Raw genomic sequence first — 12,127 nt, forward strand, 5'->3', positions numbered from 1 at the left:
GGTGGCCGAACTCACGATCGTTCGATTGGCGAATGATCCTGCCGACGGTCAGACTGGTCAGGTGATCGGGCGCCTCTCGGGGCGCCCGTCGTCGTTGACCACCCGAGCGCTTCTGAATCGATCATGAACGATCGACGACGGGCGCAGACCAGAAAGTGAGCTCGTGACACCCCCCTCCGTCGCGTTCGACGTCCTTCCCGCTGCTGCCGCGGACCCCGCGGCGGATCGGCTGCGGGTGCGCCGCCGACGCGTCGCGATGCTGGCGCTCGCGCTCGGCGGTTTCGGCATCGGCACCACGGAGTTCGTCTCGATGGGCCTGCTCCCGGAGATGGCGACCACGATGGGGGTGTCCGAGCCCAGCGCCGGCCACCTCATCTCCGCCTACGCCGTCGGTGTCGTGGTGGGTGCGCCCGTCATCGCCGCGCTCGCGGCGCGGATACCGCGGCGGACGTTGCTTCTCGCCCTCATGGTGGCGTTCACTCTCGGCAACCTGGGCACGGTGTTCGCGCCCAGCTTCCACGAGCTGATGGCCTCCCGCTTCGTCGCCGGACTGCCGCACGGCGCGTACTTCGGTGTGGCAGCGCTGGTGGCCGCCCACCTCGCCGATCCCGGTGCGCGTGCCAAGTCGGTGGCCATGGTGATGATGGGACTGTCCGTCGCCAATGTCGTCGGTGTGCCGGCGGCCACGTGGATCGGCCAGGCGTTCGGCTGGCGCAGCGCGTTCGGCATCGTCGCCGTCATCGGTGCCCTCACCGTCACCGCCCTCGCGGTGTGGCTGCCGCGACTGGACTCGATGCCCACCACGAACCCGCGGACCGAGCTGGGCGCCTTCCGGCGCACGCAGGTGTGGATGACCCTCTTCGTGGGCATGGTGGGCTTCGGCGGCATGTTCGCCGTGTACACCTACATCGCCACGACTCTGACGGACGTGGCCGGTCTGTCCAAGGCCGCGGTGCCCCTGGCGCTGATGATCTACGGCCTCGGCATGGTGGTCGGCAACATGGCCGGCGGATGGATCGCGGACCGCATGCTCGTCCCCGGGCTCTTCCTGGCGATGACGTCCGTCGCGGTGAGCCTGGCGGTGTTCGTCGCCGCGGCGCACAACCCGGTGACCGCTCTGATCGTCGTGTTCCTCATCGCCGCATCGGGATCCGCCATCGTGCCCGGACTGCAGACGCGACTGATGGACGTCGCCGCCGATGCGCAGACCCTCGCCGCCTCGCTCAACCACGCGGCGTTCAACTTCGCGAACGCGCTGGGGGCCGCCCTCGGCGGCGCCGTCATCGCCGCGGGCTTCGGCTACACGGCGCCGGCCGTGGTGGGTGCCGGTCTCGCGATCGCCGGCATCGCCGTTCTGGCCACGTCGGTGGCGATGCAGCGTCGCACCGACGCTCGTCTCGCCGCCTGACGGTCCTGTCCGCCCTGTCGGATACGGTGCTGCGGTGTCTCACACCATCACGTCGGTCAACGTCAACGGAGTGCGCGCCGCGGTGCGCAAGGGCATGCTCGAGTGGCTCGAGCAGTCCGCGGCGGACATCGTCTGCCTGCAGGAGACGCGGGCGACGGACGAGGAGCTGCTCGCATGCCTCGCTCCCGCGCTGGGCGAGGGCTGGCATCTCGTGTCCGCCGAGCCGTCCGCGAAGGGCCGCAACGGTGTCGCCATCCTGTCGCGGGTTCCTGCGGACAGTTTCGTCGTCGGGTTCGGGAGCGCCGAGTTCGACGACGCGGGGCGCTGGATCGAGGCCTGCTTCCCGGCAGTCGGAGCAGATCCGGCCGTCACCGTCGCCAGTCTCTACCTGCCGTCCGGTGAGGTGGGCACCGAGAAGCAGGACTCCAAGGAACGGTTCATGGCCGCGTTCGAGCACCGTCTCGCGGCGCTCGCGTCCTCGGGCGAGCATCACGTGGTCTGCGGCGACTGGAACATCGCGCACACCGAACGGGATCTGAAGAACTGGAAGGGCAACCGCACCAAGTCCGGCTTCCTGGCGAGCGAGCGCGCCTGGCTCGACGCTCTCGTCGGTGAGTCGGGAGCATGGGTCGACGTGATGCGAGCGCTCCACCCGGACGTCGACGGGCCCTACAGCTGGTGGTCGTACCGCGGTAAGGCCTTCGACAACGACGCCGGGTGGCGCATCGACTACCAGATGGCCACCCGGGACTTCGCGGACCGCGCGAAGGACGCCGTGGTCGAGCGGGCCGACACCTATGACCAGCGGTGGTCCGACCACGCACCGGTCACCGTCGTCTACCGCTGACCGGTCGGCTCACAACGCGGCGGCCAGTCGGTGGTACGCCGCGTTCCAGCGCAACGTGCGCTGGAAGTCTCGTGTGGTGGTGCCCTCCTCGATCGTGAGCAACTCCACCGCGATCATGTCCGAGAACGCTTCCAGTACCGGCAGATCGAGCGCGGTGCTCAGCACCGTGTGATGCGGTGCGCCGGCTGTGAGCCACGACTCCGCGGACACCGACAGCGAGGGCTGCGGTTTCCACACGGCGCAGGCCACCGGCAGGGAGGGCAGCGCCTCGTCCGGCTCGACGACCTCGATGACGTTGGCGGTGAGGCGGAACCGTTCGCCGACGTCGGAGATGCCCACGACGATGCCGGCGCCGGGATCCGCCGTGAAGCGCAGTCGTACGGGATCCTCGCGCCCGCCGATCGACAACGGATGGATCTCGAGAGTCGGGGTCGCCGTGGTGATGGACGGGCACACCTCGAGCATGTGTGCCCCCAGGATCTTCTCCTCGCCGGGCACGAGGTGGTACGTGTAGTCCTCCATGAACGACGTGCCGCCGGGCTGCCCGATGGCCATGGTCTTCATGGCGCGCAACAACATCGAGGTCTTCCAGTCGCCCTCGCCGCCGAAGCCCCACCCGTCGGCCATGAGCCTCTGGACCGCGAGTCCGGGGAGCTGACGCAGGCCGCCGAGGTCCTCGAAGTTCGTGGTGAAGGCGCCGAATCCGCCCTCGGTCAGGAACTGTCGCATTCCCGCCTCGACCCGTGCGCCGTAGCGCAGCGACTCGTGTCGATCGCCGCCCGGCCGCAACGCGGACGCGACGTCGTAGGTCTCGACGTACTCGTCGACCAGGGCGGACACCGCGGACTCGTCCACCGCGGAGACGACCTCGACGAGATCGTTGACACCGTAGGTGTTCACCGAGACGCCGAACCGCAGCTGAGCCTCCACCTTGTCGCCCTCGGTGACGGCCACGTCGCGCATGTTGTCGCCGAAGCGCGCCAGCCGGAGCGACCGCATGTCGGCGCGACCGCGCGCCGCACACGTCCACTGTTCGACGCGCCGGACGACGGCGGGATCGTCGACGTGTCCGGCGACGGTGGTCCGCAGCACACCGACGCGGGACTGGATGTGACCGAACTCCCGGTCGCCGTGCGCGGCCTGGTTGAGGTTCATGAACTCCATGTCGATGGTCGACCACGGCAGCGACATCCCGGCCTGCGTGTGCAGATGCAGGAGGGGCACGTCGAGGGCGTCGAGGCCGGCGATCCACATCTTGGCGGGGGAGAAGGTGTGCATCCAGGTGATCACCCCGATGCAGTCGTCGGTCGTGTTGGCCTCGCGCATCCGGTTCAGGATGGACGACGCGTCGAGGAGCACCGGCTTCCAGACCACCGTCACACCCAGTGCGTCGTCGAGTTTCTCGGCGATCGTGCGGGACTGCACCGCCACCTGCTCGAGAGTCTCGGGACCGTACAGACTCTGGCTGCCGGTGAGGAACCAGACCTCGGGTCGGGCGACACCGGACGGTGCGGGCGAGGGGGACGGGGCGGACCTGGTTTCGACGACGGACATGGGAACCTCCTGGTCACCGCAGAGGCGGTGGAACGAGTGCGGGTGAAGTCGGGTGCGGAGCGAGTGGTGCTGCGGCGGTTCAGCGTTGGCCGTACACGTTCTGGTAGCGGTCGTGCAGTGCGTCGACGGCGTCCGGCGGGATGGGCAGCGGCCGGCCGAGCTGGTGTGCGAGATGCACCGACCGTGCGACGTCCTCGCACATCACCGCTGCCTTGACGGCGGACCGCGCCGTCGGGCCCACTGCGAAGACGCCGTGGTTCTGCATCAGCACGGCGGGCGACCTGCTGCCACGCAGCGTGTCGACGATGCCGCGTCCGATCGAGTCGTCACCGATCGCGGCGAACGGTCCGACGGGGATGTCGCCGCCGAACTCGTCGGCGCACATCGTGGTGACCACCGGGATCGGCTCGCCGCGGGCGGCCCACGCCACCGCGTAGGGGGAGTGGGTGTGCACCACGGCGCCGACGTGATCGAGGTGGCGGTAGACGTAGGCCTGGGCCGCGGTGTCGGAGGACGGGGCATGATCGCCCTCGACCACGGTGCCGTGCAGATCGCACAGCACCATGTTCTCGGGGGTGAGGTCGTCGTAGGAGACGCCGCTCGGCTTGATCACGAAGAGGTCGTGGCCGGGGACCCGAGCGGACACGTTGCCGGCGGTCCACACCACCAGTCCGTACCGCACCAGTTCGGCGTGCAGCGCGCACACCTCGGCGCGGACCGCCTCCGCGGTGCCGCGAGCGCTGTCGAGAACGGTCATCGTCGAACCGCCTTCCGGTCGAGCACGTCGCTGCGGAGGGCCCGCAGGTCGCGCATGGTGGACACCTGACGTCCGAAGTGGTCGTGAAGATCGGAGTAGATGCGGAACAGAGCGTCGTAGGCCTGCGACCGGCCCTCGTCGGGTTGGTACGCGCCGCGGTGCACGCGGCCCATCGCCTTCGAGGCCACGGGCACGTCGGCGTAGCAGCCGGCCGCGACTGCCGCGTGGATCGCCGATCCCAGCGCCGGACCCTGGTCGGACCCGATGACCGAGAGCGGCATGCGCAGCACGTCGGCGTAGATCTGCATCAGCAGTGGGTTCTTCGCCAGTCCGCCGGCGACGACGAACTCCTCGACCGGAACACCGCTGGCGCGGAAGGTCTCGACGATGACCCGCGTGCCGAAGGCCGTGGCCTCGAGCAGTGCCCGATAGATGTCCTCGGGCCTGGTGGCGAGAGTCGTACCCAGCAACAGTCCCGACAGTCGGTGGTCGACCAGGACGGATCGGTTGCCGCTGTGCCAGTCGAGGGCCACCAACCCGTGTTCGCCGACCTCCTGCTCGGACGCCAGCCGGGTCAGGTACTCGTGGACCGACTCGCCGGCCTCGGCGGCAGCGTCGCGGTAGTCGGCAGGAACCCCGGTGCGCGTGAACCATCCGAAGATGTCGCCGACTCCGGACTGCCCGGCCTCGTACCCGTAGGACCCCGCGACGATGCCGCCGTCGACGACGCCGCACATCCCCGGAACCTCCCGCAGTACGTCGGCGCTCATGACGTGACAGGTGGAGGTGCCCATGATCGCCACCATGCGCCCGGGTTCCACTGCGCGGGCCGCCGGCGCCGTGACGTGCGCGTCGACGTTGCCGACGGCCACGGCGATTCCCTCGGGCAGTCCGGTCCACGCGGCCGCCTCGGCGGTCAGAGATCCTGCACGAGAACCCAGTTCGCCGATCGGCTGGTCGAGCTTGTCGGTGACGAACGCGGCGAACCCGGGTGCCAGGGCGGTGAGGAACTCGGCCGACGGGTACTCGCCGTCCTGGAGAATGCCCTTGTAGCCGGCCGTGCAGGCGTTGCGGACGTAGCGTCCGCACAGCTGCCAGACGATCCAGTCCGCCGCCTCGACCCACCGCTCCATGGCGTCGTAGACCTCGGGGTCCTCCTCGTGGATCTGCAACGCCTTGGCGAACTCCCACTCGGACGAGATCAGTCCGCCGTAGCGGGGGAGCCACGTCTCGCCGCGCTCCGCGGCGAGGGCGTTGATGCGATCGGCCTGGCCCTGTGCCGCATGGTGTTTCCACAGCTTCACGTAGGCGTGCGGCCGATCGGCGAACTGCGCGACCTCGTCGAGCGGGGTGCCGTCGGCGAGTGTGGGCACCATCGTGCACGCCGTGAAGTCGGTCCCGATACCGACCACTCGGTCGGGTGGGACACCGGCATCGCGCAGGGCGGCCGGGACGGCGGTGCGGAGCACGTCGCGGTAGTCGTCGGGAACCTGGAGTGCCCAGGCGTCGCCGAGCCGCACGGAGCCGCCGGGCAGCGTCGACTCCAGGACTCCGTGTCGGTACTCGTGCACGGCCGTGCCGAGTTCGGCGCCGTCGGAGACCCGCACGACGACGGCCCGTCCGGACAATGTGCCGAAATCGACTCCGATGGTGTAGGTCTCGTGATCGGGCGTCGTCATGGCTGTTCTCCTGTGGCTCGGGTGGTGCTCGCGCGCACGACGAGTTCCGGAGCGATCTGCGTCTCGGGACCGCCGGTCCCGTCGATCGCCGCTCGCAGGATCTCGATGGCGCGTCGGCCCACCTCGGTGAAATTCTGTCGGATCGTCGTCAGCGGAGGGATGAGATAGGCGGCTTCGGGGATGTCGTCGAAGCCCACGACGCTCACGTCCTCCGGCACCCGACGGCCGTGCTCGTGGAACGCACGCAGCAGGCCCAGCGCCATCTGATCGTTGGCGCAGAACACCGCCGTGACGTCGGGATCGGCCGCCAACCGGGAGCCGCGCTCGAACCCACTGCGCGCGGACCAGTCACCACGGAGCGGAGGGGTCCACGGCAGCCCCGCCTCGTCGAGGACCTCCCGCCACCCCTGTTCGCGCGCGCGAGCCTCGGCCCAACCCAGCGGACCCGCGAGGTGGGCGATGCGTCGATGTCCGGAATCGACGAGGTGACGGGTGGCCAGGCGGGCGCCGCCGACCTGGTCGATGCCGACCGTCCAGCGCGAGGTCAGCGGATCGCCCTCCACGACGACGACGGGCACCACCGCCTCCTCGGAGCGCGCCGCGGCCACCGCGTCGTCGGTCGCGGCGATGAGGACGATGCCCTCGACGCCCTGGTCGTGCAGGTGGTGCATCGCGTCGACGAGCTCGTCGCGCGAGAGGGTCGTGAGACTGACAGCGCTGACCGAGAAACCGGCCTCGCGGGCGGCGCTCTGGACGGTGCGGTGGGTGGTGCTCGGGCCCCAGAATCCGAGCTTGGAGCCGATGATGCCGATGGTGGCCGACCGCTTCGTCACCAGGGCGCGGGCGGCCCGGTTGGGCCGGTACCCGAGCTGGTCGATGGCGCGCTGGACCCGTTCCCGAGTCTCCGGACGAAGGTTGTTCTGTCCGTTGATGACTCGGGAGACCGTCTGATGGGACACGCCGGCGAGCCGGGCGACGTCGGCCATGACGGGAGGTCGACCGTCCGTGCCGGTCGTGGTGGTCATGCTCGCCTCGGACGGAAGCGGGCCCGCGGCACCGTGGTCAGACGCTGAGCGACGACGAAGACGAGCAGCAGTGTTCCGACCGTGATCCGAGTCCACCACGAACTCAGGGTCCCGTCGAACGCGATGAACGTCTGGATGGCACCGAGGATGAGGACACCGACGACCGAGCCGAGAACGTAGCCTCGGCCACCCGTGAGCAGCGTCCCACCGATGACGACGGCGGCGATCGCGTCGAGCTCCATGCCGACCGCGTGGAGGCTGTAACCCGACAGGGCGTAGAACGCGAACAGGAGTCCGCCGAGCGCGGCGCAGAAACCGCTGATCGAGTAGACACCCACCTTCACCGCCGCCACACGCAGTCCCATCAGCACGGCCGACGCCTCGTTGCCGCCGATGCCGTAGACCGACCGGCCGAAACGGGTGCATGCAAGGACGTAGGCCGCCACCGCGACGGTCACGAGTGCGATGACGACGCTCCACGTGATGGTGTAGCCGCCCGGGAGCTCGATCACGGCGAACGCGATGGAGCTGAACGTCTCGTCGGTGATGGGGATGGACTCGACGCCGATCATGTAGCAGAGACCACGGGCGAGGAACATGCCGGCGAGCGTGGCGACGAACGGCTGGATCTGGAGGTAGTGCACCAACACGCCCATCGTGGTGCCGAGCAGCGTGCCGCACAGCAGCACGGCCGCGATGACGAGGAAGGGGGACCAGCCGAGTTGCAGTGTGCGCGCCGCGATCATGGTCGACAGCGCCACGACGGAGCCGACCGAGAGATCGATACCGCCGGTCAGGATGACGAAGGTCATGCCCACAGCGAGGACGATCAGGAACGCGTTGTCGACGAACAGGGAGAGGAACAGCTGCGGGTCGGCGAAGCCGGGGTAGCGCATCTCGCCGACGCCGAACAGGCCGACGAGCAACGCGAAGGTGGCGATGACCGGCAGGAACCTGCTCGGCGGCGAATAGCGCCGGATGCGGTCCCAGCGGGACGGCGCGGTGGAGGTGGCCGGGGGGCGTGTCAGCAGATCGGTCATGACCGGGCCGCCTTTCGAGTCGTCGGTCTCCTATGTCGAAGGCCCAGCAGTGACGCTCGGGCACGCGGTGACTGCAGGAGGCAGACGACGATGACGACCAGAGCCTTGAAGAGGTAGTTGGCCTCGGAGGGGATGCCGAGATTCGGGATGGTGCGGGTCAGGGTGCCGATGAGCAGCGCACCGACCACGGTGCCGGCGAGCGAGAAGCGTCCGCCCGTGAGTGCCGTGCCGCCGATCACCACGGCGAGGATCGCGTCGAGCTCGATCCACAGACCGAGGCTGTTGGCGTTCACCGAGTTGGTGTTGGCGGCGATGATGAGACCGGCGATGCCGGAGCATGTCGCCGCGAAGACGTAGACGGTCCACACGATCGTGCGGGCGCTCACTCCCGCGAGGCGACTGGCCTCGGGATTGATGCCGACCGCTTCGACGAGCATGCCGAGGGCGGTACGGCGGGTCAGCAGGGCGGTCACCACGACGACGGCGAGCGCGATCAGCAGTGCCACGGGGAGTCCGAGGACGATCCCCGAGGCGAGCGAGCTGAAGGCCCCGTCCTGCACGGTGGTGATCTGACCGTCCGTGATGAGCATGGCCAGGCCGCGGCCGGCCACCATGAGGACCAGGGTCGCGATGATCGGCTGAATCCCGAACACCGACACCAGCAGTCCGTTCCACAGGCCCAGCAGCACACTGGCTCCCAGTGCCCACACGACGGCCATGACGACGGTGGTGACGGCGCCCTCGTCCGGGGCGGCCGCGATACGGGTGCAGGCCACGGCCGCCGCGATGACGGCGACGGCGCCGACCGACAGGTCGATGCCGCGGGTCGCGACCACGAGCGTCATGCCCACCGCGACGAGGATGAGCGGTGCGGAGTTCCGCGCGATGTCGACGACGTTGCCGAACAGGCCACCGTTCTCGATCCTGATGTCGAGGAAGTCCGGTGTCGCGACGACGTTGACGACGATCAGCGCGATCAGGGCGAGCAGCGGCCAGACGACCGGGTGCGACATCCATCCCGGGGTCCGGCGACCGGCCGGGGCGTCGGACGCCGGCCGTGGCGGGGGAGTCGACGTCGGTCGTACTCCCAGAGTGTCGGTCATGCCTCGGAACTCCTGTCGTCTGCGCGGGTTCCCGCCGCGATGGTCGCGAGGACGTCGTCGACGGAGACTCCTCGGTTGACGCGCTCGTCGATCAGGTGGTGATCGCGCATCACGACGACGCGGTCGCTGAGGCGCAGGATCTCCTCGAGCTCGGCCGAGATGAACACGACCGACATCCCGCGTTCGGCGAGATCGGCCACGAGAGCCTGGATCTGCGCCTTGGCGCCGATGTCGATTCCGCGGGTGGGCTCGTCCAGGATCAGGATCTCCGGTTCCGTGACGAGCCAGCGCGCGAGCAGCACTTTCTGTTGGTTGCCGCCGGAGAGGTTGCGCATCAACGCGTTCGGGTCCGCGGGGCGGATGTCGAGTGCAGTGATGTACTTCTCCACCAGGGCGGTGCGGGTGGCGCGGGGGATCGGGCGCATCCACCCACGAGTGGCCTGGAGCGCGAGCATCATGTTGTCGGCCACCGTCAGGTCGCCCACGACGCCGTCCGCCTTGCGGTCCTCGCTGGTGAGCGCGACCCGTCGATCGACCGCGTTGCGTGGTGTGCGGAAACGTCGACGGGTGGAGTGGATCTCGATGGTGCCGGAATCTGCGCGGTCCGCCCCGCCGAGCAACCTCGCCAGTTCGGTGCGGCCCGATCCCAGCAGCCCCGCGACGCCGACGACCTGCCCGGCGTACAGCCGGAGATCCGTAGCCTCGAGGGCGCCCTTGCGGCCGAGGCCGAGCACCTCCATGACGGGTTCGGTGGTGGGATCGACCACCGTGGGCTCGCGGTCGTCCAACTCGCGCAGGGTGTCGAGTTCCCGGCCGATCATCAGTTCCACCAGGGTCAGTTGCGGGGTGTCCGCCACCGACCGCTCCTCCACCAGGCGTCCGTTGCGCAGGATCGTCATGCGATCCGAGATGCGATAGACCTGGTCGAGGAAGTGGGAGACGAAGACGACGGCCGTACCCGCGTCCCGCAGCCGCTCGATGACCCCGTACAGGGTCTCCACCTCGTCCTTGTCGAGGCTGGAGGTGGGCTCGTCGAGGATGAGCACGCGGGCGTCGACGTCCACCGCACGAGCGATCGCGATCAACTGCTGCACGGCGATGGGGTGATCGCCGAGCACCGACGCGGGATCGACCGCGAGGCCCAGTCGATCGAGCGTCGCACGTGCGCGGCGGTTCATCGCCCGGGTGTCGATACCGCCCACGGCGTCGAGAACGGTGCGCACCGCGCCGCCGGTGCTGCCGAGCAGTCGGTCGAGCCGCCGCGGCTCGCGCCCGAGCAGCATGTTCTCGGCCACGGTGAGGTTGGGCAGGAGGTTGACCTCCTGGTACACCGTGCTGATGCCGGCGGCCTGAGCGGCCGCCGGACTCGCGAACTCGTGCACGGTCCCGTCGACGGTGACGGTGCCGCTGTCGATCGGGTAGACGCCGGTGAGCGCCTTGATCAACGTCGACTTGCCGGCACCGTTCTCGCCCATCAGCGAGTGGACCTCGCCCGGGTAGAGCCGCAGGGAGACGCTGTCGAGGGCACGGACGGCGCCGAAGGTGATGGAGATGTCCGTCATCTCCACGATCGGTTCCGTCGCCGTCGTGGTCGGCGGGGGGACGATCATCTCGGTGCTCATGTCAGTACTGGCGGTCGGCGAGCACGGAGGCGGCCTGCTCGCGGGTGAAGGTGGTCTCCTCGGTGACCACGCGCTTGGGTACCTCTTCGCCGGCGACGACCTTCTTCGTCAGGTCCATCAGTTGCGGTCCGAGCAGCGGGTTGCACTCGACGATGTAGTCGATCTTGCCGTCGGCCAGCGCCTGCATGCCGTCCTTGACCGCGTCGACGGTGATGATCTTGATGTCCTTGCCGGGGACGAGGCCGGCCGCCTCGATGGCCTCGATGGCGCCGAGGCCCATGTCGTCGTTGTGGGCGTAGACCACGTCGATGGCCTTGTCGGAGTTCAGGAACGACTCCATGACCTGCTTGCCGCCGTCGCGGGTGAAGTCACCGGTCTGGGACTTGGAGATGGCGATGGTCGGTTGTGCGGCGATGGCCTCGCGGAAGCCCTCGGCGCGATCGATGGCCGGTGCGGCACCCGTCGTGCCCTCGAGCTCGACCACGTTGATGCGTCCGTCGGCGTTGACGTCCGACGTCGCGCTGTTCTCGACGAGCCAGTCGCCGGCCTTGACGCCCTCGGCGACGAAGTCGGATCCGAGGAACGTGGCGTACAGCGACTCGTCCGTCGTGTCGACCGAGCGGTCGGTGAGGATCACGGGGATGTTCGCGCGCTTCGCTTCCTGCAGCACCGGCTCCCAGCCCGTCTCGACGACCGGGCTGAAGGCGATCACGTCCACCTTCTGCTGGATGTAGGTGCGGATGGCCTTGATCTGGTTCTCCTGCTTCTGCTGTGCGTCGGAGAACTTGAGATCGATTCCGGCCTCGCTCGCCGCGCCCTGGATCGACGTGGTGTTGGCGGTGCGCCAGCCGCTCTCGGCTCCGACCTGCGAGAACCCCAGGACGGTCCCGCCTCCGCCGCTCGCGGAGTCGCCTCCGCCGCCGCAGGCACTCAGGATCAGCGCACTGCTCACCAGGAACGTGCTCGCTGCAACGACTCTCTTCGACGTCATCGTGGTCTCCTCTGTAGGCATCACTCCGTGTGACGCGTGACACAGAGTGTGAGCGTTAACATTCCTCCGCGTCAAGAGGTTCGCGAACATTGCCGAAACTC

The 12,127-nt window shown here is 69.0% G+C and carries 10 protein-coding genes; 2 read left to right on the top strand and 8 right to left on the bottom strand.

The genetic code is table 11. From position 1 onward, the window contains the following. The first annotated feature begins 256 nt into the window (after window positions 1–256). Both QRN16_RS17780 and QRN16_RS17785 read left to right on the top strand, forming a co-directional pair. On the top strand, window positions 257–1,408 hold the full coding sequence (locus QRN16_RS17780; protein ID WP_285189018.1) for an MFS transporter: 1,152 nt from the start codon (window positions 257–259) through the stop codon (window positions 1,406–1,408). A 94-nt stretch (window positions 1,409–1,502) separates the two neighbouring features. After that, entirely contained in the window at window positions 1,503–2,255 is a 753-nt protein-coding gene (locus tag QRN16_RS17785; RefSeq protein ID WP_056447998.1) for an exodeoxyribonuclease III, read from the top strand. 9 nt (window positions 2,256–2,264) lie between these two features. Here the strand turns inward: QRN16_RS17785 and araA are convergent, their stop codons facing one another. The 8 genes from araA to QRN16_RS17825 all read right to left on the bottom strand — a co-directional run bounded on the left by araA (window position 2,265) and on the right by QRN16_RS17825 (window position 12,026). After that, on the bottom strand, window positions 2,265–3,809 hold the full coding sequence (gene araA, locus QRN16_RS17790; protein ID WP_285188657.1) for an L-arabinose isomerase: 1,545 nt from the start codon (window positions 3,807–3,809) through the stop codon (window positions 2,265–2,267). Window positions 3,810–3,888: 79 nt separating this feature from the next. After that, window positions 3,889–4,566: an L-ribulose-5-phosphate 4-epimerase gene (locus tag QRN16_RS17795; RefSeq protein WP_285188659.1), complete on the bottom strand. Its 678-nt coding sequence runs from the start codon at window positions 4,564–4,566 to the stop codon at window positions 3,889–3,891. Beyond that, window positions 4,563–6,245, bottom strand: coding sequence for a ribulokinase (gene araB, locus QRN16_RS17800; RefSeq protein ID WP_285188660.1), 1,683 nt, complete (start codon window positions 6,243–6,245; stop codon window positions 4,563–4,565). The genes QRN16_RS17795 and araB overlap by 4 nt, the downstream gene beginning before the upstream one ends. Next, window positions 6,242–7,270 (bottom strand): LacI family DNA-binding transcriptional regulator, encoded by a 1,029-nt coding sequence (locus tag QRN16_RS17805; protein ID WP_027503751.1) that lies wholly within the window; start codon window positions 7,268–7,270, stop codon window positions 6,242–6,244. The genes araB and QRN16_RS17805 overlap by 4 nt, the downstream gene beginning before the upstream one ends. Continuing rightward, entirely contained in the window at window positions 7,267–8,310 is a 1,044-nt protein-coding gene (gene yjfF, locus QRN16_RS17810; protein ID WP_285188662.1) for a galactofuranose ABC transporter, permease protein YjfF, read from the bottom strand. The genes QRN16_RS17805 and yjfF overlap by 4 nt, the downstream gene beginning before the upstream one ends. Then, window positions 8,307–9,413: an ABC transporter permease gene (locus QRN16_RS17815; protein WP_285188664.1), complete on the bottom strand. Its 1,107-nt coding sequence runs from the start codon at window positions 9,411–9,413 to the stop codon at window positions 8,307–8,309. The genes yjfF and QRN16_RS17815 overlap by 4 nt, the downstream gene beginning before the upstream one ends. Continuing rightward, window positions 9,410–11,035 carry a sugar ABC transporter ATP-binding protein gene (locus tag QRN16_RS17820; RefSeq protein WP_285188666.1) on the bottom strand — a complete coding sequence of 542 codons (1,626 nt, stop codon included), beginning with the start codon at window positions 11,033–11,035 and terminating at the stop codon, window positions 9,410–9,412. Before QRN16_RS17820 ends, QRN16_RS17815 begins: the two co-directional genes overlap by 4 nt. A 1-nt stretch (window position 11,036) precedes the next feature. Beyond that, window positions 11,037–12,026 carry an ABC transporter substrate-binding protein gene (locus QRN16_RS17825; RefSeq protein ID WP_056447659.1) on the bottom strand — a complete coding sequence of 330 codons (990 nt, stop codon included), beginning with the start codon at window positions 12,024–12,026 and terminating at the stop codon, window positions 11,037–11,039. Between the last annotated feature and the right edge of the window lie 101 nt (window positions 12,027–12,127).

The sequence above is a fragment of the Rhodococcus sp. MEB041 genome (assembly GCF_030208955.1).
In the GTDB taxonomy this organism is placed as follows: Bacteria; Actinomycetota; Actinomycetes; order Mycobacteriales; family Mycobacteriaceae; genus Rhodococcoides.

Coding starts and splice junctions, on each gene's coding strand:
- QRN16_RS17780 (WP_285189018.1), top strand. CDS start 257: ATGCTGGCGCTCGCGCTCGGCGGTTTCGGCATCGGCACCACGGAGTTC.
- QRN16_RS17785 (WP_056447998.1), top strand. CDS start 1,503: ATGCTCGAGTGGCTCGAGCAGTCCGCGGCGGACATCGTCTGCCTGCAG.
- araA (WP_285188657.1), bottom strand. CDS start 3,809: ATGTCCGTCGTCGAAACCAGGTCCGCCCCGTCCCCCTCGCCCGCACCG.
- QRN16_RS17795 (WP_285188659.1), bottom strand. CDS start 4,566: ATGACCGTTCTCGACAGCGCTCGCGGCACCGCGGAGGCGGTCCGCGCC.
- araB (WP_285188660.1), bottom strand. CDS start 6,245: ATGACGACGCCCGATCACGAGACCTACACCATCGGAGTCGATTTCGGC.
- QRN16_RS17805 (WP_027503751.1), bottom strand. CDS start 7,270: ATGACCACCACGACCGGCACGGACGGTCGACCTCCCGTCATGGCCGAC.
- yjfF (WP_285188662.1), bottom strand. CDS start 8,310: ATGACCGATCTGCTGACACGCCCCCCGGCCACCTCCACCGCGCCGTCC.
- QRN16_RS17815 (WP_285188664.1), bottom strand. CDS start 9,413: ATGACCGACACTCTGGGAGTACGACCGACGTCGACTCCCCCGCCACGG.
- QRN16_RS17820 (WP_285188666.1), bottom strand. CDS start 11,035: ATGAGCACCGAGATGATCGTCCCCCCGCCGACCACGACGGCGACGGAA.
- QRN16_RS17825 (WP_056447659.1), bottom strand. CDS start 12,026: ATGACGTCGAAGAGAGTCGTTGCAGCGAGCACGTTCCTGGTGAGCAGT.